The 24,715-nt window shown below is 65.7% G+C and carries 21 protein-coding genes; 10 read left to right on the top strand and 11 right to left on the bottom strand.

Going from position 1 to position 24,715, the window contains the following annotated elements; translation table 11 throughout:
- Positions 1-18: 18 nt before the first annotated feature.
- The 3 genes from BM365_RS02765 (at position 19) to BM365_RS17725 (ending at position 6,923) form a co-directional block, all read left to right on the top strand.
- Complete coding sequence (locus BM365_RS02765; RefSeq protein WP_093486387.1) at positions 19-1,581, top strand: tetratricopeptide repeat-containing sulfotransferase family protein; 1,563 nt, start codon at positions 19-21, stop codon at positions 1,579-1,581.
- A gap of 119 nt (positions 1,582-1,700) precedes the next feature.
- Positions 1,701-5,306, top strand: coding sequence for a methylmalonyl-CoA mutase family protein (locus BM365_RS02760; protein ID WP_093486386.1), 3,606 nt, complete (start codon positions 1,701-1,703; stop codon positions 5,304-5,306).
- Positions 5,307-5,369: 63 nt separating this feature from the next.
- Positions 5,370-6,923, top strand: a complete 1,554-nt coding sequence (locus tag BM365_RS17725; RefSeq protein ID WP_139227293.1) for a hypothetical protein — start codon at positions 5,370-5,372, stop codon at positions 6,921-6,923.
- A 132-nt stretch (positions 6,924-7,055) separates the two neighbouring features.
- Here the strand turns inward: BM365_RS17725 and BM365_RS02755 are convergent, their stop codons facing one another.
- Complete coding sequence (locus BM365_RS02755; RefSeq protein ID WP_093486383.1) at positions 7,056-7,931, bottom strand: hypothetical protein; 876 nt, start codon at positions 7,929-7,931, stop codon at positions 7,056-7,058.
- A 132-nt stretch (positions 7,932-8,063) separates the two neighbouring features.
- Here BM365_RS02755 and BM365_RS17720 point away from each other — a divergent pair, with 132 nt between their 5' ends.
- From BM365_RS17720 to BM365_RS02745, 3 genes are all read left to right on the top strand, one after another.
- Positions 8,064-9,596, top strand: coding sequence for a DUF5677 domain-containing protein (locus BM365_RS17720; RefSeq protein ID WP_175502031.1), 1,533 nt, complete (start codon positions 8,064-8,066; stop codon positions 9,594-9,596).
- Positions 9,597-10,001: 405 nt separating this feature from the next.
- Entirely contained in the window at positions 10,002-10,532 is a 531-nt protein-coding gene (locus tag BM365_RS02750; RefSeq protein WP_093486381.1) for an REP-associated tyrosine transposase, read from the top strand.
- 471 nt (positions 10,533-11,003) lie between these two features.
- Positions 11,004-11,531: a hypothetical protein gene (locus tag BM365_RS02745; RefSeq protein ID WP_093486379.1), complete on the top strand. Its 528-nt coding sequence runs from the start codon at positions 11,004-11,006 to the stop codon at positions 11,529-11,531.
- A gap of 33 nt (positions 11,532-11,564) precedes the next feature.
- Here BM365_RS02745 and BM365_RS02740 read toward each other — a convergent pair whose 3' ends face one another.
- Entirely contained in the window at positions 11,565-11,945 is a 381-nt protein-coding gene (locus tag BM365_RS02740; RefSeq protein WP_175502030.1) for an ammonium transporter, read from the bottom strand.
- Positions 11,942-12,238, bottom strand: a complete 297-nt coding sequence (locus BM365_RS02735; protein ID WP_093486377.1) for an autorepressor SdpR family transcription factor — start codon at positions 12,236-12,238, stop codon at positions 11,942-11,944. The genes BM365_RS02740 and BM365_RS02735 overlap by 4 nt, the downstream gene beginning before the upstream one ends.
- Positions 12,239-12,377: 139 nt before the next feature.
- Here BM365_RS02735 and BM365_RS02730 point away from each other — a divergent pair, with 139 nt between their 5' ends.
- Positions 12,378-13,217: an amidohydrolase family protein gene (locus BM365_RS02730; protein ID WP_093486375.1), complete on the top strand. Its 840-nt coding sequence runs from the start codon at positions 12,378-12,380 to the stop codon at positions 13,215-13,217.
- A 7-nt stretch (positions 13,218-13,224) separates the two neighbouring features.
- Here BM365_RS02730 and BM365_RS02725 read toward each other — a convergent pair whose 3' ends face one another.
- Complete coding sequence (locus BM365_RS02725; RefSeq protein ID WP_093486373.1) at positions 13,225-14,205, bottom strand: hypothetical protein; 981 nt, start codon at positions 14,203-14,205, stop codon at positions 13,225-13,227.
- A gap of 185 nt (positions 14,206-14,390) precedes the next feature.
- On the opposite strand from BM365_RS02725, the gene BM365_RS02720 reads away from it, so the two are divergent.
- Complete coding sequence (locus BM365_RS02720; RefSeq protein ID WP_093486371.1) at positions 14,391-14,573, top strand: YgaP family membrane protein; 183 nt, start codon at positions 14,391-14,393, stop codon at positions 14,571-14,573.
- Positions 14,574-14,640: 67 nt separating this feature from the next.
- Here the strand turns inward: BM365_RS02720 and BM365_RS02715 are convergent, their stop codons facing one another.
- Positions 14,641-15,444, bottom strand: coding sequence for a DUF2306 domain-containing protein (locus BM365_RS02715; protein WP_093486369.1), 804 nt, complete (start codon positions 15,442-15,444; stop codon positions 14,641-14,643).
- Positions 15,445-15,632: 188 nt separating this feature from the next.
- On the opposite strand from BM365_RS02715, the gene BM365_RS02710 reads away from it, so the two are divergent.
- Positions 15,633-16,724: a helix-turn-helix domain-containing protein gene (locus tag BM365_RS02710; protein WP_158253457.1), complete on the top strand. Its 1,092-nt coding sequence runs from the start codon at positions 15,633-15,635 to the stop codon at positions 16,722-16,724.
- 141 nt (positions 16,725-16,865) lie between these two features.
- On the opposite strand, the gene BM365_RS02705 is transcribed toward BM365_RS02710, so the two are convergent.
- The 3 genes from BM365_RS02705 to BM365_RS02695 are packed head-to-tail and all read right to left on the bottom strand — an operon-like array spanning position 16,866 to position 19,611.
- Entirely contained in the window at positions 16,866-17,126 is a 261-nt protein-coding gene (locus tag BM365_RS02705) for a hypothetical protein (protein ID WP_093486365.1), read from the bottom strand.
- Positions 17,123-18,445: a hypothetical protein gene (locus BM365_RS02700; RefSeq protein ID WP_093486363.1), complete on the bottom strand. Its 1,323-nt coding sequence runs from the start codon at positions 18,443-18,445 to the stop codon at positions 17,123-17,125. The genes BM365_RS02705 and BM365_RS02700 overlap by 4 nt, the downstream gene beginning before the upstream one ends.
- A 14-nt stretch (positions 18,446-18,459) precedes the next feature.
- Positions 18,460-19,611, bottom strand: a complete 1,152-nt coding sequence (locus BM365_RS02695) for an SPFH domain-containing protein (protein ID WP_093486361.1) — start codon at positions 19,609-19,611, stop codon at positions 18,460-18,462.
- A 175-nt stretch (positions 19,612-19,786) separates the two neighbouring features.
- Between BM365_RS02695 and BM365_RS02690 the strand changes: the two genes are divergently transcribed.
- Positions 19,787-20,314, top strand: a complete 528-nt coding sequence (locus tag BM365_RS02690) for a hypothetical protein (protein WP_093486359.1) — start codon at positions 19,787-19,789, stop codon at positions 20,312-20,314.
- A gap of 33 nt (positions 20,315-20,347) precedes the next feature.
- Here the strand turns inward: BM365_RS02690 and BM365_RS02685 are convergent, their stop codons facing one another.
- The 3 genes from BM365_RS02685 to BM365_RS02675 form a co-directional block, all read right to left on the bottom strand.
- Positions 20,348-23,245: a ligand-binding sensor domain-containing diguanylate cyclase gene (locus BM365_RS02685; protein ID WP_093486357.1), complete on the bottom strand. Its 2,898-nt coding sequence runs from the start codon at positions 23,243-23,245 to the stop codon at positions 20,348-20,350.
- Between the two features lie 105 nt (positions 23,246-23,350).
- Positions 23,351-23,830 (bottom strand): VOC family protein, encoded by a 480-nt coding sequence (locus BM365_RS02680; protein ID WP_093486355.1) that lies wholly within the window; start codon positions 23,828-23,830, stop codon positions 23,351-23,353.
- Between the two features lie 91 nt (positions 23,831-23,921).
- The gene (locus tag BM365_RS02675) at positions 23,922-24,539 is read right to left on the bottom strand and encodes a dihydrofolate reductase family protein (RefSeq protein WP_093489415.1); all 618 of its coding nucleotides are present in this window, start codon (positions 24,537-24,539) and stop codon (positions 23,922-23,924) included.
- Between the last annotated feature and the right edge of the window lie 176 nt (positions 24,540-24,715).

Here is a 24,715-nt window from a genome sequence, read left to right as displayed (position 1 = left end):
TTCGCGTCGCCGTGCCCCATGCCCATCGATCCGCTGCAGGCCTGGCAGGAAGCCGAACACCTGATGTCCGCAGGGCAGCCCGAGCGCGCGGCTGACCTGTACCGGCAGTTGATCGAGATCGAGGGCTGGCAGTCGCCGGCGGCCTTGCGGCTATCCACACTGGCCGCGCGACGTGGCGCGATGCGCGACACCGTGGCGTTCGCCGTGCGCGCGGCTGTGCCGGACGAAGACGATGCCGCACTGTTGGAAGCAGTGACCGCGCAGCTGTTCGATGTCGGCGAAATCGAAGCCGGGCTCACCTCCACGCGGTGGCCGGCGTTGGCATCGTCCGCGGATCCGGAGGTGTTGCTGGGGGTGGGGCAGGCGCTGCTGGCGCAATCCTTCCCCGTCCCGGCTTTGTCGTTCCTGGAGCGCGCGCAGCGGCTGCGCGATGGCGGCGCCGTTGCGCGCTACCTGATCGGCCTGGCCGCGTTCTATGCCGGCGATGAAGGTCGCGCCGAACAGGCGTGGGAAGCCGCGCTCCAGCATGACCCGCTGATGCCGCCCGTTCACCGCATGCTGGCCAAGCTGCGGCGGCAGACGCCTGCCTCGAACCACGTGGATCGCTTGCGCGCGGCGGTTGCGCGTGTGCCTGACGGGCACCCCGAGGCCGCATGGCTGCATTACGCCCTGTTCAAGGAGCTCGACGACCTGGACGACGTCGAAGGTGCCTGGCAGGCGCTGGACCGCGGACTGCGCACGCGCCTACGGCAGATCGACTACGACGCCGCGAGCGACGCGCGACTGTTCGATCATCTGCAGCGCTTGCCTGTGCGCACGGCACCGACGTCGCATCTGGCTGCCGGCACGCCCACGCCGATCTTCATCGTCGGCATGCCGCGCTCGGGTACGACACTGCTGGAGCAGATCCTCGGACGGCATCCGCAGGTGCAGGACGCCGGCGAACTGCGCGATGCGCTGTGCCAGCTGCGCTGGGTCTGCGACCTCGCGGGCGGCCCGCACCTGGACGAAGCGCTCTGCGTGGCCGCGGAAGGCGCCGACATGGCGCTGCTGGGCCGACGCTACCTGGAGAAAACCGCCTGGCGCGCCGAGGATCGCGCGTTCTTCACCGACAAGATGCCGACGAACTTCCTGTTGGTGGACTACATCGCCCGTGCGTTGCCGCAGGCGCGCATCCTGCACATGGTGCGCGACCCGATGGAGGTCTGCTTCTCCAATCTGAAGGAACTCTTCGTCGACGCCTATCCGCATACCTATCACCAGGAAGAGATGGCGGCGCACTTCATCCGCTACCGCCGCCTGATGCAGCACTGGCATGTGCGGCACCCCGGCCGGATCCTCGACATCGCCTACGAAGACCTGGTGCGCGCTCCCGAACCGACCGCCCATCGCGTGCTCGATTTCTGCGGCCTCGCCTGGACACCGGAGGTGCTCGCCGACGCGCCGCGTGCGTCCGCGGTCGCGACCGCCAGTGCCGCGCAGGTCCGCGAACCCATCCATACGCGCTACATGGGGCAGTGGCGGCGGTACGCGCATCACCTGCAGCCCTTGCAGGCTGCGTTGGCCGATGCCGGCGTCTGATCCGGCTGGATACGGCGCCGTATCCAGCGCCCGCGGTGGTCCACTGGTGTGCAATTGGTGAGGTGATCACGCGCGAGCGGCTACAATCCCGCGTCTGTCCGTCCTGCAAGTGAGCACGCGTGAGTACACCCGCCAGCCAGTTCCCCGCCACCCAGGCCGACGCCACGCCGCTGCGCTTCGTCACCGCCGCCAGCCTGTTCGACGGGCACGACGCGGCCATCAACATCATGCGCCGCCTGATCCAGGGCGAGGGCGCGGAAGTCATCCACCTGGGCCACAACCGCAGCGTCGAGGACGTCGTCCGCGCCGCGCTGCAGGAAGACGCCGACGGCATCGCGCTGTCCAGCTACCAGGGCGGGCACGTCGAGTACTTCAAGTACATGGTCGACATGCTGAAGGAACGTGGCGCCGGCCACGTGCGCGTGTTCGGCGGCGGCGGCGGCACCATCACGCCGGAAGAGATCGCCGAACTGCAGGCCTACGGCGTGGAGCGCATCTACCACCCGAACGACGGCATGAAGATGGGCCTGGTCGAAATGATCCAGGACGTGGTCAAGCGCGCCGAAGAAGGCCGCGTGCAGGTCGCCGCCGATCGCGACGCCGCGCCCGCGCAGCCCAAGCTCACCGACGAGGCCGGCATCGGCCGCGTGCTCAGCGCCATCGAGGATGGCCGCTATTCCGACGCCGACCTGGAGAAGCTGCGCGCGCAGTGGGCCAAGGGCCCGCATGCGCCGTTCCCCGCGCGGCCCACGCCGGTGGTCGGCATCACCGGCACCGGCGGCGCCGGCAAGTCGTCGGTCACCGACGAACTGATGAACCGCTTCCTGTCCTGCTTCCCGCAGATGCATATCGCGGTGATTTCGGTCGATCCCACCCGTCGCCGCACCGGCGGCGCGCTGCTCGGCGACCGCATCCGCATGAATGCGCTGCGCAGCGACCGCATCTACATGCGCTCGATGGCCACGCGCCGCCAGCACGTGGCGACCAATGCGGTGTTGAAGGACTGCATCGCGTTCCTGAAGTCGCTGGGCTTCGACCTGGTGATCGTCGAGACCGCCGGCATCGGCCAGAGCGATTCGGAAATCGTCGACCTGGTCGACTTCCCGATGTACGTGATGACCAGCGATTACGGCGCGGCCAGCCAGCTGGAGAAGATCGACATGATCGACTTCGCCGAGCTGATCGTGCTGAACAAGTACGACAAGCGCGGCGCCGAAGACGCGCTGCGCGACGTGCGCAAGCAGTGGAAGCGCAACCGCGTGGCGTTCCAGACGCCGGACGCCGACGTGCCGGTGTATCCCACCATCGCCAGCCAGTTCAACGACCCCGGCGTCAGCTGGATGTTCGCCAACCTGTGCCGCCTGCTGCGCGAGAAGCTGCAGCTGCCGGCCGAGAAGTGGACGCCCGCGCTCGATACCGAACTGAAGGAGCCGCGCGCCACCGTGCTGATCCCCGGCAGCCGCGTGCGCTACCTGGCCGAAATTGCGGAGCAGGGCCGCGGCATCAACCGCCGCATCGAGACCGAAGCCGAGACCGCCAGCCGTGCGCAGCATTACTGGAACGCGCTGAAGGACCTCGGCGATGCCGCACTGCCGAAGGCGCTGGAGCTGTACGCCAACGACGATCTCGTAGGGCGGGCCTCGGCCCGCCATTCGGAGGCGGGCGAGGTCAACGACGGCGGGCCAAGGCCCGCCCTACAGGTGGATCGTTCGCTGCTGACCTTGCGTCAGCGCTACAACGATGCGATCCAGTCGCTGTCGTCCGACGCTTTGAAGCTGCTGCGCGAATGGCCGGCCCGGCACAAGGCCGTGACCGATCCGGTCAACGAGTACCAGGTGCGCGGCAAGACCATCCGCATCGAGAACTACCGCGAATCGCTCAGCCACCAGCAGATCCCGAAGATCGCGCCACCGCCGTACCAGGGCTGGGGCGAACTGCTGACGTTCCTGCAGAAAGAGAACCTGCCCGGCAGCTATCCGTACACCGGCGGCGTGTATCCGTACCGTCGCACCGGCGAGGATCCCATTCGAATGTTCGCCGGCGAAGGCACGCCGGAGCGCACCAACCGCCGCTTCCATTACCTGTCGGTCGGCCAGCCGGCCGCGCGCCTGTCCACCGCCTTCGACAGTGTCACGCTGTACGGCGAAGACCCGGCGCCGCGCCCGGACATCTACGGCAAGATCGGCAACTCCGGCGTCAACATCCCCACGCTGGACGACATGAAGAAGCTGTACTCCGGCTTCGACCTGTGCGCGCCGACCACCTCGGTGTCGATGACGATCAACGGTCCGGCGCCGATCATCCTGGCGATGTTCATGAACACCGCCGTCGACCAGCAGGTGGAGAAGTACCTCAAGGCCGACGACGCGCGCTGGGCCGAAGCGAGCGCGAAGATCGATGCGTTCTTCGAAGGTCGCGCGCGTCCGCAGTACCACGGTGAACTGCCGCCGACCAACAACGGCCTCGGCCTGGGGCTGCTCGGCATCACCGGCGACCAGCTGGTCGATGAAGACACCTACACCCGCATCAAGACCGAGACGCTGGCCACCGTGCGCGGCACCGTGCAGGCCGACATCCTCAAGGAAGACCAGGCGCAGAACACCTGCATCTTCAGCACGGAATTCGCGCTGCGCATGATGGGCGACATCCAGCAGTACTTCGTCGACCACGCGGTGCGCAACTTCTACTCGGTGTCGATTTCGGGCTACCACATCGCCGAGGCCGGGGCGAACCCGATCAGCCAGCTCGCTTTCACGCTGTCCAACGGCTTCACCATCGTGGAGTACTACCTGGCCCGCGGCATGAAGATCGACGACTTCGCGCCCAACCTGTCGTTCTTCTTCAGCAACGGCATGGACCCGGAGTACACCGTCATCGGCCGCGTCGCCCGCCGCATCTGGGCGCGCGCCATGCGCGAGCGCTACGGCGCCAACGAGCGCAGCCAGATGATGAAGTACCACATCCAGACCTCCGGCCGGTCGCTGCACGCGCAGGAAATCCAGTTCAACGACATCCGCACCACGCTGCAGGCCCTGTACGCGTTGTTCGACAACTGCAACAGCCTGCACACCAACGCCTACGACGAGGCGATCACCACGCCGACGGAAGAAAGCGTGCGCCGCGCGGTCGCCATCCAGATGATCATCAACAAGGAGCTGGGGCTGAACTTCAACGAGAACCCCTGGCAGGGCAGCTTCGTCGTCGACCAGCTGACCGACATCGTGGAAGAGGCGGTCTACAAGGAGTTCGAGGCCATCAGCGAGCGCGGTGGCGTGCTCGGCGCGATGGATACCATGTACCAGCGCGGCAAGATCCAGGAAGAGTCGCTCTACTACGAGCACAAGAAGCACGACGGCAGCCTGCCGCTGGTGGGTGTGAACACCTTCCTGCCGCGCGAGCACGGCGGCGAGATCGCCACCGAGATCGAACTGATCCGCTCGACCGAGGAAGAGAAGGGCCAGCAGATCGCCAACGTCCGCGCCTGGCAGGCCTCGCGCAACGGGCTGGCGCCGGAAGGCGAGACCGACCACAGCCACGCCACCGCGCTGGAAGAGCACGCCGACCCGGACGTCCACGACGGCCACGGCCTGGCCTACCTGCAACGCACCGCCCGCGAACGCCGCAACGTGTTCGCCGCCCTGGTCGAAGCGGTCAAGACGCACAGCCTGGGCCAGATCAGCCACGCCTTGTACGACGTGGGTGGCGAGTACCGGCGGAATATGTAAAGGTCAGTGCACTAGCGGCCTATGTCGGGCCGTTCATTGAAATGCTGGAATCAAGGGATTGATATGAGTGCTTGCATTCTGTGGGTGGCGTTCCGCCGTTTCGGATTTCGCCACAGCCAGATGTGGTCTTCGCTTTTCTTCCTGCTCTCGCTGGTGCCAGCGACCGTTCTAGCCGCAGGATTTGTTGATCAAGTCGATACTGTTGTTGTATCAGGATGGGCTTGCGGTGGATCGGGTGAGTCGCGTTGGATACATATCTACGATGGATCCAACTATGTGGGCTCCACTACTTCGAACACGGTGCGTCGACAGGACGCCGCGGTCTTCTGTGCCGGTAAGGAATGGGTTGGCTTTTCCATGGAGACGCCTCGTCTGACTGGAGGAGTTCACACGATCCATGCGTACGCTAGCGATTCGTCAACGCCAAGCCAGGAGAATTTACTACCGGGCTCTACGAGCCTTGTCGTGCCGCAGGCTGACTTTGTGGGCCCTAGCCCATTTGGTGTGATTGAGTCCGCAAGCTTTTCGGCTCTGTCGGGCTGGGCATGCGATCAGGATGGAAGTGGTCCTGTAAGCATTGAAGTCCTCATCCAATATCACTCTACTGGCCCACTGCTTCCGCTGGCTGACGGACTTGCTCTAGATAGCCGGACAGGAGGGGTGTCCTGTGGCGCGGGCGTTGCAAGAAACTTTATCGTGACGTTACCTGTCGTGCGTGGCGGAACGCATAACCTCGCAGTACGCGCTAAGAACGCGGGAGCGGGCGATGATCGTTATCTCGAGGAATTTGTAACCGGCATTCGACGAGTGTCGTTTCCTGCGGCCCCCAGCTTGAATGTGGATCCTTTGGTGATGCGGGCAGCGGATTGCTGGTATCAGAATGCTAGTTCCATGCGTTACGAAGGGTGCCTCCCTGGCATGGACCCTTGGGTCTTCTCGATCAGCAAGACGGTGTTCACCGGTCAGGCTCCGGCGCCTGAGGCTGGATATGTGGGGCCTCAAGCCAGGGTGCGATACGACGGTCTTTCGCAAGGGACGGTGCTAAAGATTGAGACGTATGACACATCATCTACCATGTACCCGTGGGACTACAACTTCCAGGCTCTCGCCACGAACATGGATGAGCTGCCACTTGGCTCTTCGGATGACTTGACGCTTCGCGTCACTTTAGGCATCCGCGCAGATTGGAGGTACTCCAATCCAGAGAATGGTCCCGCGCCGGGAATTGATACTGGTACTAGCCCTTGGTTGAATCTCATCGTGGCATCTGTTTTTCGTCACAAGACAACGGGTGTCGTGTATTTCATCGAGGCTCTTCCCTACGTGCATGGCCCGTATCCATCCCAAACTGTGGTTGGTGGCCCACCTGAGGCACGCAATGCGCGGGTGCGATTCGCTGATCTAGTTGGAGCAGTCTCTTTGCCCACGCAAATGCTGGTGGGCGAAGTCAGGACATTCGAGATGGATCTCCAAGCGTCGTTCGATACAGCATTTGCAAGTGAGTCTGTTCGACCAAACTGGGAGGACCTGATCTATACGGGCTCCTACGTTGGTACCGAACAGTATGGCAAGCATCGTTTCGCAATCGATGTCAGTCAGCTTTCAGTGACGCGCTAACGATGCTGCTTGGCAGTTGAGAGTAAAAGCGGGGGCTGCTCATGGGGGGCGGCTTGGGACGTTCCGCCATGTGCGGTGCTGGATCTCTCTGCGCTCGTGATGCTGGGTTTATCAACCCAGCTTACGGGTCCATCAGCGATACGCCCCCGGCCCGCGCCAGATCAGTTCGCCGCGGCGATAGACGCGTTCGACGGTGACCACGTCGCGGGCATCGCCGATGCCGGCCATGGCGGGGTCGTTCGGTTGCACCAGGCGGCAGCCGCCGGAGCCGCGACGGGCGACGATCTCCAGCGGGCAGACCATGTATTCGCGGCGGCCGGGCAGCGGGAAGGAGAGCTCGGTCATGCCGCGGGCCTGCCATTCCTGCACGCGGAGCTCGTTGCGCAGGTCGTAATAGATCTGGTGGCCGTCCACATCCATGCTGGGGCTGGCGGCGTTGTCCTGGCCACGGCCTTCGTTGCGGCCGGCGCCGACGGTGCGGCCGCGGTTCTCGGGGGCGGTGTCCTGGGCGAGCATGCCGGGCGGTTGGCCCCATTGGGCGGAGCGGCGCCACGCCGGTTGGCTGGCGGGCGGCCGGGTCTGGGGTTGGGGCAGGGCCTGTTCGGAGGAGGTTGGCTGGGGCGCGGCTTCTTCTTCGGCCACGGGGTTCTCGGCCTCGGTCACGCGGGTGGCGTCGACGGGCGAGGTGACGGGGGTGGTCACCAGGGGTTTGAGGGGCTTGGGGCGTTCGCGCGGGGCCTGGACGCCGGTCGGCGGGACGGGCGGGCGCTGGTCGTCACGGTCGGTCTCGCCCAGGAAGTCCACTTTGACGCGCGCGCCGCCACTGCTGCTGCCCTCGGGCGGGGCCAGTTCCAGCTGGGAGGTGTACAGCAGGGCCAGCACGAACAGGACGTGCACCAACAGGCTGACCAGAACGCCGATCCGGCGCTCCTTCTGTTTGATGTAGACGTCTTCCCTGTCCAGCGGGTGGAGCAACGCCGCGCGGGTGCGGCTGGGGGCGTCGCTCATTTGGGGGTGAGGGCGGCTGGGGTGGGGGACTTCATGAGGGATGAAAGGGAGAGTGGCGGATACATTATAGGTACGAGTCGGCATGGCCATAGGCCTGCCGGCTCCACTGGAGGCCATGCCAACAAGGAACTGATGTTAGTGAACAAGAAGCGAGACAAGGCTAAGCGCAGAAATAGGTCGAAGAGCCATAGCAGCACTCTTGATCAGCACAAGAAGGTTGGTAAGAAGCTGCTTCCGCCCATGCTTCATATGCTCCCTCAGGGGAAGTTGGCCTTCTCTTCTTGGGTCAACAATCGGCTTCCTGAGCTTCTCTGGGCAGCACTAGTTATAAGCTTCATGCCTCGCAAGGAGGCCTTGAAGGCATTCCTTGAGATTGCAGAACGATTGGCCGTTATCGTGCGTACCGCACAGGATGATCCTGTGCTTGATCTTACTCATTCTGGGTTGGAGTCCTTTCCAGCCGGAATTGAGGAAATATGTGTAGTTCTTCTTGCTAGCCCGAATGGGCGAGCCGCCCTTAGGCCAATCCTAATGTTCGAATCGCTTCCTGCCCGCGATCGTTGGGCTCATTTGCTGGGGGAAGATTTGGGGGATGACGATGCTAGGCATTTGGTAGTTGCGGTCACCAAATGTTTGGATCACCAATCTCAAGAGTCAACCGACATTCGCTGGCTGATTCTGATGTTCAAGATTGGCTCTGGAAGAGCGCACTTCCCCGCAGACATGGTCAAAAACCTATTGAGGTATGTCGAGCTAACGCCTGAAATGGAAGAGATGCGACATATAAGGCCATCAATCAGAGCTGCAGAGATGGCCTTCCGGATGATGTCCCCTGATGAGGGTGATGTCGAATCCGACTGGTGTCGATCTTTCTGGAAAGAAAGTCTTGATAGAAGTGATTGCATTCCTATGAATAAGGCGAGTGAGTCCGCGTCGCGGGTTGATGAGGATTCATTGCATCGAGACTGGTTTGAGAAACAGGCGGAACTCGTAGATAGATTCTTGAATCTTCAAACGACAACGGATCTCGATGCTAGGCTCGATGCTGCCTTCGGTATTGCACTGTTCTCTGGAAATGTTCTTCTTGAGGTACTTCATGGAAGGAATAGGAATGGAATTAGCGGTCGACTTCTGCTTAGAACGCTTGTCGAGTGCCGAATAACGTTGGCGTACTTGATACTGAAAGATGATCCAGAGATGTGGGTGAGATTCAGGAAATTTGGTGTTGGTCAAGCGAAGTTGGCGCTTCTGAAGCTTGATGAGTCAGCGGATCCGCCCAAGTTCTTGAGCGAAGAGTCATTGGCTATGATCGCTAATGAGGACTCTTCGGAAGAGTTCGTAGAGGTTTCGCTTGGCCATTGGTGCGATGCTGATCTTAGGAAGATGGCCGATGCCGCCGGAGTTAAAGCAGACTACGATGCTTTCTACGGCTGGTCTTCGGCCTTCGTTCATGGGAGTTGGGCTGCGGTAAGGGATGCCTCACTGACCACTTGTTTGAATCCTTTGCATAGACTTCATCGAATTCCTAGAGGTGTTCAGCGAGAGATGGAGAGTGTGTTGGAAGACGCGGTAAGCTTGTTCAATAAAATTTGCGTCGATGTTGATCGCGTCTATCCCGGAAGCTCTAAGCAGTTGGTAGTTTTCTCGGTACTCTCCGATACCTAGGCGCCCCGTCGATATCTGCGTGCTTTTCTTTTAACGCGTAAGGCGAGCTTAAGCCCGCCCTGCGTAAGGGGTCGCGGGCGGGTGTGGGGGATGGGGTGTGTAGGTTGGGCCTGGGCCCACCTGTTCGTTGTAGTTTTCTGACCGGGATACGCGGTCTGCGGCGAGGGTGGTCGCCCGATGGCGCCGGCACGCTGCTGGCATGTCGAACTATCGACGCGTAACCCGTAAGGCGGGCTTGAGCCCGCCCTACGCTTGATGGGATAGCGGGGTGCGTCGGGCGGTGATGGATGGCGTAGGGTGGGCCCTGGCCCACCGGTGTGCCGCTTGCGCGGGTCGGACTTCTCCGACATGGAAGGGGGATCTGCGGCGACGGTGATCGCGTGATGCCTCCGGCACGCTGCCGCCATGTCGAATTACCGCCGCGTCTGGGTGCCGGGCGGCACCTACTTCTTCACCGTGAATCTGCTGGAGCGTCGCCGCGGCTTGCTCGTCGAACACATCGACCTGCTGCGTGATGCATTCCGGGCGGCGAAGGCGGCGCGACCGTTCCATCTGCTGGCCATCGCGGTGATGCCCGACCATCTGCATTGCGTGTGGCGGTTGCCGGACGGCGACGCCGACAATGCCAACCGCTGGGCGCAGATCAAATCCGGTTTCAGCCGGGCGTTGCCCATCCACGAACGTCGATCATCGCGGCGTATCGCCCGCCGGGAGCGGGGCATCTGGCAACGACGCTATTGGGAGCACCTGGTGCGTGACGACGACGATCTCCGCCGCGTTGTCGACTACGTACACATCAATCCCGTGAAGCACGGGTATGTCGCGCGTGCCGCCGATTGGCCTTACACCTCGTTCCGGCAATGGGCCGCCACGGGTGTCTATCCCTTGGATTGGGCGGTGGAGCCGGTGGTCTTGGAGGGGATGGGGGAGCGATAGGCAGGCGGGGCTTTGTGGCGGGCTTGAGCCCGCCCTACGAAGCTCCGAGCGTGTTTCTTCTCACAGTTGTGGTGTTTCTTCTCTCACTAAGATCCAACGTTCGACCTAAAAGAGTGTTTCTTCTCTCACTAAGGTCCAACGTTCCGCCTAAACGGGTGTTTCTTCTCACACTAAGATCGAACGTTCCATGTAAAACGGTGTTTCTTCTCACACTAACGGTGTCGCGACACCGAAAAACATCGAACGTTTCACCAAATAGGTGCATGCGTCCGTGAAAGAGGGTGGTTCTACTCACACGTAGGCTGGCGCATCAGCCGAAATGCCTGGGTGCGGTGTCGGGCGGGTCGCGTGCTTCGGTCGCGCCGCGCTCAGCTGGGTTTGCAACCCAGCCTACGGGACCGCGAACCTCCGATCGCCGCGACGTCCTCCGACGCCGTAGCATGGGGTAACGCTGGTCGGGAGGGATTCTGGATGCGTATCTTGATCGTGGTGGTGGTGTTGAGCGTGGGTGCATGCACAGGACTCGGTGCCGAGCCGTCAGGTATCCGTGCCGCGTCGGTCACACCGCAGGCTGTTTCGGAGGCGCCAACGGTCGGTGCGTTCGCCGGCGAATGGGAGGCGTGCGAGGGCACGACATCGCCGGAAGAGTGCAGCCGCTACCGCCTGTTCCAGCGCGGCGACCGCATCTGCGGAACTTGGTTCCATTTCGCCTCCGGAAAGGCGTACGCAGGCCGAGTCATCGCGCACGCGATCTCCTCCACCGACGCCAGGCGCACGCACATCTGCGGTCGTCCAAGTTCCGAGACCGACACCGAATGCGAAGACGGGTGGCAGCGCATCGACAAGCCGCTGCAGCTCTGTGAGGGCAGGCTCTCCGACCTCACGCGTGCGAACGGCTCGTGCTTTCCCTATTACCGGGCCGTGCCCATGGCGGACGACCAGCGGGACGCGCTGCTGGCGGAGCCGTGGATGCAGGCCTGCCTGTCCCACGACCCCTGACGACCACGTACGAGGGGCTTCACCGCATGCCCCTCACGCCCCCGACACCCGCGCCTTGTTCCGCAGCGACAGGCAATACGCCACCGTCACCGCGATGCCCAACAGCACCGCCAGCGTGCCGCCGATCACCGCCACGTCCTTCGGCGCCGCGATCCAGAAGCCCGCATAGACCAGGCCGCTGAGCGCCATCGACCAACCGGCCACGCGCTGCGCCTGCCGCGCCCGCGCACTGGGTACGAACCGCTTCGGCACCTGGTTGCCGAACCACGCCACCATCAACCCGATCGCCCCCATCACGATGCGGTCGACCATCTCGCTGTCGATCACCCCCTGCTGGCGGGCGAAGGTCGCGCACAGCGCCAGCACCACGATGCCGATGCCCCACGCCAGACTGGTAGCCACTTCTCTGTTCATCGCGACGACTCCTTCTTGGCCTTCGGCGCAGCCTTGCCCGCACCGAACGAGTGGACGAAGCCGAGCAGCGCGTCTTCCAGCACCGACAGCTTCAAGTGATAGATCACCGACTTGCCGACCTTTTCCGCATGCACCAGGTCGGCCTCCTTCAACACCGCGAAATGCGCCGACATCGTCGGCTTCGACACATCGAACTGGTCGCTCAACTCGCCCGCACTCATCGGGCCCTGGCGCAACAACTGCAGCACCTGCCGGCGGGTGGGATCGGAAAGGGCGCGGAAGACCTGGCTCATGATGCGATAGTTAGCTAACTATCGAAATGTGTCAAGCGCCGTTGGTCGGCCGGGGGACGAGGGCGTGTCTACGCGCTCGAAACACGCGATGTACAGGCGCATGGCACCATGCGCGCCTTCCCTTGTTGTGAGACGACGCATGCTGCGCGCGCTGGTCCTGTCGCTTTGCCTGATGTCCCCCGTGGCGCTGGCCGCCGGCCCCGTATTCGATGTCCACGTGCACCTGCGCGACGGCGAAACCTCCTTGCGGCAGTACCGCGACGACGTGCGCGCCGCCGCCCTGGAACTGTCGGGCATCGGCGTGATGTGGTTCGGCGGTCCGCACCAGGCCCGGCAGGGCGAGCTGGCGAAGATCCGTGCCGGCAACGACACCGTGATCGCGCTGGCCGCGGCGCATCCCGACGTACTGCCCATCGCCACCGTGCACCCCTACGACGGCGATGCCGCCGTGGCGGAACTCACGCGCGTGGCTGCCGCCGGCGTGAAGGTGCTGAAGATCCACGCCCACACCCAGGGTTTCGACATCGGCGACCCGCGCGTGGAAACCCTGGTGCGCAAGGCCGGCGAACTCGGCCTCACCGTGTTGATGGACAACGCCAACATCCTGCCCGGCGACAGCGAAAAGCTGTTCAATCTGGTCGTGCGCGTGCCGAAGACCAAGTTCATCCTCGCCCACATCGGCGGCCTGAACTTCCGGTTCTGGAACATCCTCGCGCTGGCCCGCACCGCCGACGGCTTCGGCTTCGACAACCTGTACTTCGACATCTCCGCCACCGTCCTGGTCGTGGCCGATTCGCCGGTCGAAGAGGAATTCCTCTGGACCCTGCGCAACGTCGGCCTCGACCATGTCCTGCTCGGCTCGGACTATCCGCAGATCGGCCTGGGCCGTACCGTCGACGCGTTCGAACGCCTCGGCCTGACCGCCGACGAGAAAGCGAAGATCCGCAGCGGGAATGCGAGAAAGCTGTTCGGACGCTGATCCGTGCTCAGCTATGCAGCGGTTCGAAACCGCCATCGCGTCCCGGACGATTCGGGTCCGGCGGCGGGGGCGGTGCGCTGACCGGACACACGCGCACCAGCAGGTTGAATTCGGTCAGGGTGAAGTCGTGCACCTTGTACGGCGGTGAACGGCCCTGGTTGAACTCGGCGAGGGCGGTGTCCATGCCGGCCTGCACCTGGTCGCGCAATTGCCGCGCGATGGCCGGGCCGATGAAGCCATCGAAGAACCCGTCGCAGGCGGCTTCCAGCGCCTTCGCCACCGCCGACGAACAGCCGCCGGAGAGGATGGCCGACGCGGTGCCGAACGACACGTTGGTCCGCGCGAAGCCGTAGCGCGCCGCGACCCGGCCGTCCACCGGGAATACCTCGAAGCCCAGGGTCATGTCGATGTCGGCGTCGAACCAGTTCGGCACATCCGCCGTCAACGGGATATCGACGACGAAACTATTGATGCCGAAATCCACGCCGATCTCGCTGCCGCGCAACGTCACCTGGCCCGACGACGGGAAGGCGCGGCGCACTTCCTCGCGGATGAGGTCGCGGATCACGTCGCTGCGTTGCGGCAGCTCGAAGCACGCGCCGAAATCGATGCCCAGCGTTACCTGGCCCATCATCCGTACCGCCAGCGGCGTGCGCAGCGACAGCGTGTAGGTGGTCTCGTTGTACGGCCGCGCCGGCCGCGTGCCCTGCGCCGGCACGATCTGCTCGCCTTCGCCGAACAACACCGCTTCCACGTGCACGCCGGGCAGGAAGGTGGTGGGCATGGTCACGTCCCACGCCAGCGTCGACCATCCCCACGGCGTGCGCGGATTGGGCGACGCCGCGAAGTTGACCAGCACCGCTTCGTTGAGCAACTGGATATGCCGGAAGCGTTCCGGATCGATCGGCGGCGGCAGCACCTCGCCATCGATGGCGGGATCGAAGCGATTGCCAAAAGTACCGCCGGGAAAACGGGGACGGTCGGCCATGATGCGACTCCTTCGGCGACATGCCGTGCATTCGGTCCAACGCCCCGCTTGCGGCACGACGGCCAACCGTACGTCGTGCGCACGCGATGTTCACTTGGTCGTAACAGCGGCGCACCGTTGATTCCGATCAATGCGCCGTCGCAAGGGGCCGCCCATGCTGGCGATACCTTCCGGAGGGCATTGCCATGAAAGCGAACGTAGGTGGTTTCGACAAATGGGCCCGCGTCATCGTCGGCGCGCTGCTGATCGGCTGGGCACTCACCGGCGGACCGGTGTGGGCATGGATCGGCGTGATTCCGCTGGCGACGGGGCTGTTCAATTTCTGCCCGCTGTACCGCCTGCTGGGGGTCAACACCTGCAAGCGGTGAAGCGCGACACCTCGGCCAAGCAGGCTGGGTCTGGCAACCCAGCCTGCGAACGCCATTTTCCGGTGGCCTACAGCACCGGCCACCACATGAAGGCGATCGCCGCTGCGCTGCCTGCTGCGGTGAGCAGCGCGAGCAGCCACAGCAGGGCGCCCATCGCGACCTTCACGCCGGCGTGGCGCGAACGCTCGGCGCCGAAGTACAGCGCCAGCACCGCCAGCGGCAGCAGCCAGCTGCCGAAACTGACCAGGATGAAGGGCGCGCCGGTGTAGTCGATCGTGATGCCCAGCGGCGTGAGCACCAGCCCGGCCAGCATGATGCCGATGCGCAGGAACCACACCCCGTTCACCAGCAGATAGGCGCGCAGTGCGTGGCGGCGATGGCTGGCGAGGTCCTTCGCGCGCGCACTGCGCCAGGCCAGCAGCGCGAAGATCACGATCAGCAACCCGTTCAACGAAATGGACAGGTTGCTGGCCGGCCCCAGCTGCGAGCCGCGCACCCAGACCAGATAGAAGCCAGTGAGCGTGACCACCAGGGCGACCGACAGGAAGACGCGGCCGTTCCAGCGGTGCAGCGCGGGCCAGCGCCGACGTAGCGCCGGCACCAACTGCCAGGCGCCGGCAAAGGTCACCAGCCCGGCCAGCAGCGCATGGCCGACGAACTGCAGGTTGCCCACGACGTCACCGGGCACATAGCCGGTGACGTGCGGCTTGGCATTGAGGGGCGACAGATCGCCGCCGAGCACCGGCCCGCCGAAGAACAACACGATGAACGCGACGAAGGCCCATTGCCCGAACGTGGCGGCGATGAACCAGGCGGTGGCGCCGGTAGAGAGGACGCGGGGCGGGGCAGGCAGGGAACGCGGGACGAGCATGACGAAAGCTCCGGTGGGGACAGCGCGCACGATGCGTAGCGCCCGCCGGGGGCGTCTCGCCGAATCGGAATTCGGCCAGCCGGATCGCGCGTGGCGATTCGGCGCGCGGCCGCGCGGCCATGACCGATGGCGCTTGGCCGGGCAGGGCGGGTGCCGCACCCTGTGCCGGGACCCGCGAGGACGAGACCATGCAAGGCTGGCAGGCAGGCGCAACCGGAGTGGCCGTCGCGGTGGCGGTGGTGTCGTTGCTGGCGCTGCTGTGGCAGCGACCGAAGCGCGATATCGACGTGATTTTCGCCGTGGTCAGCGGCTCGATGGCGCTCTCGCTGATGTCGCCGTGGATGGACGGCGCGCCGACCTGGATGCGGTGGGCGGTCGCCATCGGCGGCAGCGCGACCTGCAATGGCTTCTGGCTGGTGTCGCGGGCGCTGTTCCGTGGCGAGGGCGGCGTGGGCCGGGTGCATGTGCTGGTCGCGGCCGGCGTGGCCCTGCTGATCGCCGGCTACCGCGGTGCGACGCTGGGCGCGCACGGTGCGGTGTCGCCGTGGGCCTCCGGCCTGGACAGCCTGCTGACGCTGGCCAGTTCCACCTTGCTGGTGCTGACCTTCCTGGAAGCGTTGCGCGGCGGTTTCGCATCGCTGCCGCACCCCGAGCGGCGGCTGCGCGTCGCCTTCCTGCTGCTGTTCGCGGGCTGCGTGCTGACCACCACGCTGATGGGCGCGCTGGCCGGCACCTGGCCGTGGCTCGCCTCGGTGCGCGGCGGGGTGATTCCGGTATGCGCAATGGCGATGATCCTGTTCACCCATGCCGCGCTGTGGCAACGCCGCCGCCTGCCGATGGCCACGGTGGACGCGGCACCGGAGACGCGCGCGGCGCCCGGCCCGCTCAGCGACGAGGACGCGCGCCTGGCGCGCGCCCTGCGGCGCCAACTCGACACGCTGCAGGTGTACCGCGAGCCGGAGCTGAAGGTGGCCGATCTCGCCCATCGCCTGGGCACCGCCGAACACAGACTCAGCCGCCTGCTCACGCAGGGATTGGGCGAGAAGAACTTCAACCAGATGATCAACCGCCACCGCATCGCCTATGCGTGCGCGCGCCTGGCGGATGCGGACGACGAGGCGACCATCCTCGACATCAGCGGCGACGCGGGCTTTGCCTCGCTGGGCCCGTTCAATCGCGCGTTCAAGACGGCGATGGCGTGCACGCCGACGGCGTATCGCAGCGCCCATCGCACGACGTCCGATCCAGGAGAGATGCCGCAGGTGGACGTGCGTTCGTAGGCGGCATTGCCGCTTCCGTAGACTGGGTTGCAAACCCGGCGCGCTTCGTCGATCGACTCCGACGCCTGATGGACCGCGCGAGGCTGGGTTGATGGAGCCAACCCAGCCTACGAATACGCCACCGCGCGTTATGGCGGGCCGCTAGCTGCTGTCGCCGCGTACGCGCTCCACGCGCTGGCGGTAGGCGCTGACGTTGTCGCCGTCGATGCCGCTGCGCTGGGTGCCGCGGATCTCGTCGATCTTGCGGTCCGCGCCGGTGACCGGCTTGGCGACGACGTCGGTCTCACGCTCGAAGGCGTGCGACTTGTCGGTGTTGCGGTAATACCGGTACAGCGCCCAATACAGTGCGCTGGCCCCTGCGGGGCCCAGTGCCAGCAGCCATAGACCGTTGTCGTCGCTCATGCGCCCGCCCAGATGATCGCGAGGGCGATGCCCTCGAGGAAGGTGCCCACCGTCAGCGCCGCCAGCAGCAGCTTCCAGTGCTGCACGGGCACGCTGCCCATCGTTTCGCCGGTGCGGCCGTTGACCGCGATGTAATGCAGCATGCCGCCGTTGCGGCCCGGCTGGTGGTACGAGTACAGCCACACCGGCAGGTACATCGACACCCAGCGCGTGCCGTGCACGTCCAGGCGCTCGCGTTCCCAGCGCACGCCGCGGTCGTAGCGGTTCACCGAATCCTCGACCTGCGACCGCGCGATCGACAGCAACTGGTCTTCCAGTCGCGGCCGCAACTGCTCCACGTCGGTGTCGCGCTTCTCGGAGGTGAAGCCGGACAGGTACGAGGCGTTCCACTTCACCGCGTTCTTGGTATCGAACGGCAGGATGGTGTTGATGATGTTCTGGGTGTTGACGGTGGTGTCGAGGTTGCCGCGCTCGCGCGAGGATTCCAGTGGCAGGTCGTCGACGGTGAAATCCACCTGGCGTTCGACCTGGTAAAGGTCGGCGTCGTAGTAGGTCTTCTTGTTCTTCTCGGTGCCGCGGGTGTAGCGCCGGATCAGGATTTCGCCCTTGCCCGACACCTCGGCGCTCGCGTTGCCGTCCACGATCATGTAGGGCAGGTACACGCCGACGACGTTCTCGGGCGTGAACTGCTCCTTGAATTCCTTCAGTGCGAACAGCCGGCGCTTGTCGACGAACTGGCGGATCCGCGCGACCGCATCGTCCTTCTTGATATGGAAGGGCAGCACCGCGTCGGGTACCGCACCGTTGGCGATCTGCTCGTTCACGCCGAACACGTGGCGGCACCAGTGGCAGCGCGCCGTCATCGCGTTCTCGGTGTTGACCGTGACCTCGGCGCCGCAGCCGGTGCACTTGAAGGTCATCAGCGCCGCGACATCGGCGTCGATGTCCTTCGCGCCCGAGGCGATGACGGTGCCGCGCAGATCGGCATGGCCGGTGCCGAAGCCGAAGGCCTCCTCGACGCGCGCGCCATCCCACTCGTTGCGGCAGTACAGGCAGACCAGCAGGTCGGTGCCGGGCTTGTGGCGGATGTCGGTGGCGCCGCACTTCGGGCAGCGGTTCTGCCCGTCGCGCAGTTCGGCGGATGCGGTATCGATGGCCACCGGGTCGGGCGCCTGCAGCTCGTCGCGGATGGCGTCGGGCAGGGTGGCGGGATCGACCGGGAACGTGCCGGGCAGCGGCGGCACGTCCTGCGGTGAGCCGGGCCCCACGGGTGGGGCCGGTGGCAACGGCGGGGGCGCCGGACGGTTCGGGTTGGACATGGGTGGTGTGCGGATTACAGGCCCAGTGCCTTCGCCTTCAGCGCGTCGTAATCGGCCTGGGTGATCAGGCCGAGGTCGAGCATCTGCTTGGCCTTCTGCAGCTTGGCGACCGGGTCTTCGGCGGCAGGTGCGGCCGGCGTGGCCGGCTGCTGCAGGGCACCGAGGCCACCCACCATGCCCGAGGCCATGCCCACGCCGACCAGGCCGGCGGCCCCGCCGGTCTCGCCGGCGGACTGGATGCCCTGCGCGACGCTGGCCTGCAGGTTGGAGTTGCCGCGCGAACCGGCCAGCGCATCGGCGCGCTGCACGGTCTTCAGCAGTTCACGGGTGTTGGCGTCGTACTCGATGGAGACGATGGCGGTCTTGACGATGGCCAGGCCGCGGTCGGACTTCCACTGGTAGCCCTGTTCCACCGCCGCCGACAGGCTCTGCGCAAAGCCCAGCGAATCCTGCTGGATCTTGGTGATGCGGTTGCCCTTGGACGGATCGTTCGTATACAGGCTGAAAGCGGGCGCCAGCGAACCGACGACTTCGTTGAACAGCTGGCCGGCGGCCGCGTTGTCCAGGTCGGTGAAGTCGAACACCTTGCCCGGCTGCAGGTAGGCGGCCGGCACGAAATTCTTCACGAACAGGATCGGGTCGACGATCTTCAGCGTGTACGAGCCGCGGGTGACCGCGCCGACCTGGGTGTTGAGGAAGCCGTCGTCCCAGTAGATCTCCGACTGGGTGCCGAAGCGGTTCTCCGGCAGTTCCTTCAGCGAGACGAAGAAAGCCGCCTGCTGCGAGCCCGGCTGGCCGCCGAACTTGAAGCGCTCCCAGCTCTGGGTGATGAAGGTCGAGACGATGCCGTCGCCGGCGAAGATCGACTTCGAGTTGATGTCGTCCGAACGCCACTCGTAGCCGCCCGGCTCGGCGACGAACGCGGTGATCGCGCCGTCCTGCATCAGCAGCAGGCCGTAGCCCTCGGGCACGACGATCTTCGAGCCGTTGGTGATGATGTTGTTCGAGCCGCTGGTGTTGGAGCCGCGCCCGGCATTGGTGCCGCGCGGCACCGCCGCGAACAGCGCCGCCGTCGCCGGCAGGCCATCCGGGACCGTGTAGAAGTCCTTCCACTGGTCGCCCAACACGCCGCCGACCGCACCCACCACCGCCTGTACAAGACCCATGACATCGCTCCGTGATTCGAAGGCGGGAAGGGGCACCCGCCATGCCGTACCGAGTATACAGAGCGATACGCAGCGTCCATGGCGCAGAGGTCATGGACGTGAGATGCAGGGAAACGTTGCAAAATCGTTACGGCGCGCGCGGTGGCGGAGACGCCCGATGCGGCTACCATGCGGCATGCCTGCCCACGATGCCGACGTTTTCGAAGCCGACCTGCCGCTGGTGCGCCGCGAGTTCCCGTGGCCGATCCGCGTGGGTTGTGTCGCCGCCGGCGCGTTCGCCATCGTCATGCCGCTGTGGGAACTGGGCCGCGGCCTGTGGCCGTTGAACGTCGCCACGCCGTTCTTCGCGATCATCGTGGGCGGTGCGGCTTACGTGGGGCTGCAGTTCATCCGCGCCGGATTGTCCGGTTGGGGCGACCACTGGACGTATCCGCCGTACACCGTGCTCGTCCAGCGCCGTGCCTGGGGCCGGCAGACGACCACGCGCCTGACCACGACGAACGTGGCGGCCATCGAGGTGCGCAGGAGCGAGGACGCCGACCACGACGACGCGCCCTGGCAGGTCGTCATCGTGCCGCGACCGACGTTCTCCGGGCTGGCGGAGGCGGCCGGTGCCGGCGGCGTGTTCGATGCCGGGCGTTACGGCTCGCAGGGTTATGCCGAGCGGGTGCGTCACGCCTTGATGGCACACCTCGGACTCTGATCCGCCGCGGCATTACCGTATTTCCGTGGGACGTCACTCAGCCGGCAACGCGCGATTGCGCCCTTCTCCCTTGGCGCGGTAGAGCGCCGCATCGGCGGCATGCAGCAACGCATCGGGCGTGCTGCCCTGAGCCGGGCGAAGGCTGGCCGCACCGATGCTGACGGTGACGGTGTCCGCCACGCTCGACGCGCGGTGCGGTAGGGCGAGCTGCTGCACGTCCAACACCAGCTGTCGCGCAAGGCCGAGGGCTGCGTCGGCGTCGCAGTCCGGCAGCAACACGGCGAACTCTTCGCCGCCGTAGCGCGCCGCCAGGTCGCCATCGCCGCGCAGGCTCGCCGCCAGATGGGTGGCGATGGTGGCCAGCGCGGTATCGCCACCGAGGTGGCCATAGCTGTCGTTGTAGGCCTTGAACTCATCCACGTCGACGAGCAGTACCGCCAGCGGCGCATCGCGAAGCGCGTGATCGTCCCAGGCCAGTTGCAGGCAGCGGGTGAATTCGCGCCGGTTGGCGATGCCGGTAAGCGCATCGCTGGCCGCCAGCAGTTGCAGCCGCGCATTGGCCTCGCGCAGCGCATCGGTGCGCTGGGCCACTTCGTGGGTCAGGGCGCGTTCGCGTGCGCGTGCGGCGCGCAGTCGCAACCGTACCAGCGCGGCCAGCAGACCCAGCACCAGCAGCGTCGCCAGTGTGCGCAGCCACCAGGTCTGGTGCCATTGCGGCAGCAGGGTGAAGCGCAGCTGCGCCCCTTGCTCGTTCCACACGTCATCGTTGTTGCTGGCCATCACCCGGAACGCGTAGTCGCCGGGTGGCAGGTTGGTGTAGTACGCGGCGCGACCGGTGCCAGGCTCGCTCCAGGCGCGGTCGAAGCCCTCCAGCTTGTAGCGGTACCTCACCGCCGACGGTGCCACGTAGCTCATCGCCGCGAAGTGCAGCTCCATGCGCTCCACGCCCGGCCCCAGCCGGGCGGCGCGCGACGGATCCACGTCCACGCCATCCACCAGCAAGCGCTCGATGGCGACTGGCGGTGGCTGCGGATTGCCCTGCATGCGGTCGGGGTCGACGATCACCACGCCCTTGGCCGTGCCGAACCAGAGCCGCCCATCGTCGCTGCGGTCGGCCGGCGTCTGCGAGGCGCCATTGCCCTGCGCATTGAGCATGCCGTCGCTGGTGCCGTACCAGTGTGGTTCGAGCTGCTGCACGTCGCCGCGATCGAGCGCGGCGAAGCCGGCTTTGGACAGTCGGCCGATGCCGCGGTTCGAACTGAACCACAGGTTGCCGCGACCGTCGTCCAGCAACGCGAACACCGCATCGCCATGGAAGCCGGCGCGCTGGAGATAGCGGGTGACCTTGCCGTCGCGGACCCGCACGATGCCCACGCTGGTGCCCAGCCACAGGGCGCCGTCGGCGGCACGGTGGAAGGCAAATACGCTGGTGCCGGCGAGGCCGTCGGTGCCGCAGGTATCCACCACGCCGCGATACAGGCAGCGCAGGCCGCTGCGCAGGCCGATCCACAGGCGGCCATCGGGGTCTTCGTACAGCGCACGGGTATCGTCGCCGCGCGTGCCTTCCACCACCTCGACCTGCGCGCCGTCGATCCGCGCGACGCCCTGCAGCGTACCGGTCCACATGCCACCGTCGCGGGCCGGCGCGAAGGCGAACACGATCGTGCCCGGCAGGCCTTCCGCCAGGCTGAAGGTGCGGGCGCGTCCAGCGGCATCGAAACGGGTGACGCCCTCGGTGCCGGCGACCCACAGTTGGCCTTGATCGTCGGAGCGGATGGCGCGTATCAGTTGGCTGGGCAGCTGCCGGTTGTAGTCCGCAGCCGGTTGCAGCACCGCGCCGTCGTATCGCGACAATCCGGCGCCGTCGGTGCCTACCCAAAGCGCCCCATCGGGCGCCTGGTGCACCGCACGCACGGCGTTGGACACCATCTGCCCGGTCACCGTGACCAGCTTGGACGGGCTGAGCCGGTGCAGGCCGCTGGAGGTGGTGCCGATCCACAGGTTGCCTTCGCGGTCCTCGAACATCGACCGCACGGTTTCGCCCTGCAGGCCGGCCAGCGTGTTGTCGCAGCTGAAGTGGCCGGCCACCAGCCGACACAGCCCCATGTCCAGCGGCGCAAACCAGACGCTGCCGTCGCGATCGCCGTACAGGCTGTAGATGCGCCGGCCGTCGAGCGCGGCCGCGCGCGGGTCGCGCTGGAAGCGGCCATCGCGGAAGAATGCGGGACCGGCCTGCGTACCGACCCACGCCGTGCCGGCAGCATCGATGGCGAGGCTGTACACCGCGTTGCTGGGCAGGCCGTCATCCTCGTCGTAGAGCTGCGCCTTCCCGTCCAGCCAATGGACCACGCCCACGCCGTCGGCGGCGATCCAGATGCCGCCGTTGCGGTCGGCGACGATGGCCCGGTAGAAGCCACGCGGCGGGAAGCCATCGGCGTCGCCGAGCAGCCGGGGCTGTCCGTTCGCCATCCGCACCACGCCCGCGTTGGTGGTCAGCCACACACCGCCGGCGGTGTCGGTGACGATGCCGAACACGCTTTCGATGCCTTCCGGCAGGGGAACCTGGGCGAGGGCGCGGCCCTGGCGGTGATAGAGCCCGCCGTTGAGCGTGCCGACCCACATGCCGCCTTTGCGGTCGGCGCCGACCGCCGTGATGGCCGAGCTCTTCAGCGCAGGCGCAACGCGCGGGTCGATCGTTTCGAAGCCATCGCCGCTATGGCGCGCCAGGCCGCCATAGGTCGCCAACCAGATCGCCCCGTCGGCCTGCTGGGCGATGGACAGTACGGTGCCTTGGGGCAGCTCGTTCTCGTACCAGGCGTGGGTGAACTGGCCGATCGCTCGGCGCGGCTCCAGCGCATGGGCGGGAAGCAGGAGGAGCGCGCACAGCGCGAAGGCCAGCAGAGCGTAGGCGCGCCTTGCGTCAGGAAACATGCGGAATTCGAGGCATCGGTCCCCCACCGGTGTCGCTTAATGCTAACAGCTGATAGCGGCACCGATGGCGCAACATTGAGGACCGACGCCCGACGCAGGGCCGGTTCATCCCCGGATGGCAGCCTCGATCTTCGCGATGTCGATCTTGCGCATCTCCATCATCGCCTCGAACGCGCGCTTGGCGACGTCCTTATCCGGGCTGGTGAACGCTTCGGTCAGCACGCGGGGCGTGATCTGCCAGTTCAGGCCCCATTTGTCCTTGCACCAGCCGCAGGCGCTTTCCGCACCGCCGTTGCCGACGATCGCATTCCACAGGCGGTCGGTCTCTTCCTGGTCATCGGTGGCGATCTGGAACGAGAACGCCTCGGTCTGCTTGAACGCCTTGCCGCCATTGAGGCCCACGCAGGGGATGCCGAGCACGGTGAACTCCACGGTCAGCACGTCGCCTTCCTTGCCGGAGGGGAAGTCCGCTGGCGCGCGATGCACGGCACCCACGGCGCTGTCGGGAAAGGTTTTCGCGTAGAACGTGGCGGCGTCCAGGGCATCGGTGTCGTACCAGAGGCAGATGGTGTTCTTGGGAATCATGGGAAGCTCCGTTGTCGGGCAGGGAGGCGCGAAGGACCCAGCATCCGGTTCGCGCGGGAAGGCAGGGTGAAACTGGCGAAGGAGAGGCGGGTCAGTCGTTGCCGAACGAACCGGTGCGGACGTCGCCGTCGCGTTCGTAGCGGCTGACGATCACGCCGGTGGACGTGGTGCGCGAACCCGATAACCGGAATGCCGTCGGCTGCGCACCGTCGTCGAACAGGCGCTTGCCGCGGCCGAGCAGCACCGGATAGACCAATAGTCGCAGTTCGTCGACGACGTCGCTCGCGAGCAGTTGATGCAGCAGCTCGCTGCTGCCCTGGGTCACCAGGTCGGGGCCGTCCTGCTGCTTGAGCGCGCGCAGCGCACCGACCACGTCCTTGCCGAGCGCGTCGCTGCGCGCCCATGCCAGCGTGTCCGGGTGATGCGTGGCGACATGCTTGGTGGCGGCATTGAATGCATCGGCGATGGCGCCGTGCGGCGCATCGCTGGGCACCTTCGGCCAGTAGCCGGCGAAGATGTCGTAGGTGCGGCGACCCAGCACCAGCGCGAAAGGCTGCGAGAACAGGCCGTCCATCGCCTCGCCGTCGCTGGCGTAGGGCCAGACCCAGCCGCCGAGGGCGAAGCCGTTGCTGCGGTCTTCGTCGGGGCCACCGGGGCCCTGGATGACGCCATCGAGACTGACCATGACGGCGACGATGAGCTTGCGCATGTCGTGTTCCTCGCTGGCGGTACGTCCGCCTTTCCCAAGCGACGAACGGGCCACGGCGGAATCGACACGCGATCCGCGCGATCGTTCAGGAAGGTGCGCCGGGCTTGTTAAGCTGGGGCCGGTTCCCTACGACAGGCGGTGACATGCGCAGGCGGAATTTCCTCGGAACAGCGGCG

The sequence above is a fragment of the Pseudoxanthomonas sp. YR558 genome, assembly GCF_900116385.1.
Lineage (GTDB): Bacteria > Pseudomonadota > Gammaproteobacteria > Xanthomonadales > Xanthomonadaceae > Pseudoxanthomonas_A.
Note: the sequence above shows the minus strand (reverse complement) of the source record. Positions and strands in the feature narration are given on the sequence as shown.

Coding starts and splice junctions, on each gene's coding strand:
- BM365_RS02765 (WP_093486387.1), top strand. CDS start 19: ATGCCCATCGATCCGCTGCAGGCCTGGCAGGAAGCCGAACACCTGATG.
- BM365_RS17725 (WP_139227293.1), top strand. CDS start 5,370: ATGAGTGCTTGCATTCTGTGGGTGGCGTTCCGCCGTTTCGGATTTCGC.
- BM365_RS02755 (WP_093486383.1), bottom strand. CDS start 7,931: ATGAGCGACGCCCCCAGCCGCACCCGCGCGGCGTTGCTCCACCCGCTG.
- BM365_RS17720 (WP_175502031.1), top strand. CDS start 8,064: ATGTTAGTGAACAAGAAGCGAGACAAGGCTAAGCGCAGAAATAGGTCG.
- BM365_RS02750 (WP_093486381.1), top strand. CDS start 10,002: ATGTCGAATTACCGCCGCGTCTGGGTGCCGGGCGGCACCTACTTCTTC.
- BM365_RS02745 (WP_093486379.1), top strand. CDS start 11,004: ATGCGTATCTTGATCGTGGTGGTGGTGTTGAGCGTGGGTGCATGCACA.
- BM365_RS02740 (WP_175502030.1), bottom strand. CDS start 11,945: ATGAACAGAGAAGTGGCTACCAGTCTGGCGTGGGGCATCGGCATCGTG.
- BM365_RS02735 (WP_093486377.1), bottom strand. CDS start 12,238: ATGAGCCAGGTCTTCCGCGCCCTTTCCGATCCCACCCGCCGGCAGGTG.
- BM365_RS02730 (WP_093486375.1), top strand. CDS start 12,378: ATGCTGCGCGCGCTGGTCCTGTCGCTTTGCCTGATGTCCCCCGTGGCG.
- BM365_RS02725 (WP_093486373.1), bottom strand. CDS start 14,205: ATGGCCGACCGTCCCCGTTTTCCCGGCGGTACTTTTGGCAATCGCTTC.
- BM365_RS02720 (WP_093486371.1), top strand. CDS start 14,391: ATGAAAGCGAACGTAGGTGGTTTCGACAAATGGGCCCGCGTCATCGTC.
- BM365_RS02715 (WP_093486369.1), bottom strand. CDS start 15,444: ATGCTCGTCCCGCGTTCCCTGCCTGCCCCGCCCCGCGTCCTCTCTACC.
- BM365_RS02710 (WP_158253457.1), top strand. CDS start 15,633: ATGCAAGGCTGGCAGGCAGGCGCAACCGGAGTGGCCGTCGCGGTGGCG.
- BM365_RS02705 (WP_093486365.1), bottom strand. CDS start 17,126: ATGAGCGACGACAACGGTCTATGGCTGCTGGCACTGGGCCCCGCAGGG.
- BM365_RS02700 (WP_093486363.1), bottom strand. CDS start 18,445: ATGTCCAACCCGAACCGTCCGGCGCCCCCGCCGTTGCCACCGGCCCCA.
- BM365_RS02695 (WP_093486361.1), bottom strand. CDS start 19,611: ATGGGTCTTGTACAGGCGGTGGTGGGTGCGGTCGGCGGCGTGTTGGGC.
- BM365_RS02690 (WP_093486359.1), top strand. CDS start 19,787: ATGCCTGCCCACGATGCCGACGTTTTCGAAGCCGACCTGCCGCTGGTG.
- BM365_RS02685 (WP_093486357.1), bottom strand. CDS start 23,245: ATGTTTCCTGACGCAAGGCGCGCCTACGCTCTGCTGGCCTTCGCGCTG.
- BM365_RS02680 (WP_093486355.1), bottom strand. CDS start 23,830: ATGATTCCCAAGAACACCATCTGCCTCTGGTACGACACCGATGCCCTG.
- BM365_RS02675 (WP_093489415.1), bottom strand. CDS start 24,539: ATGCGCAAGCTCATCGTCGCCGTCATGGTCAGTCTCGATGGCGTCATC.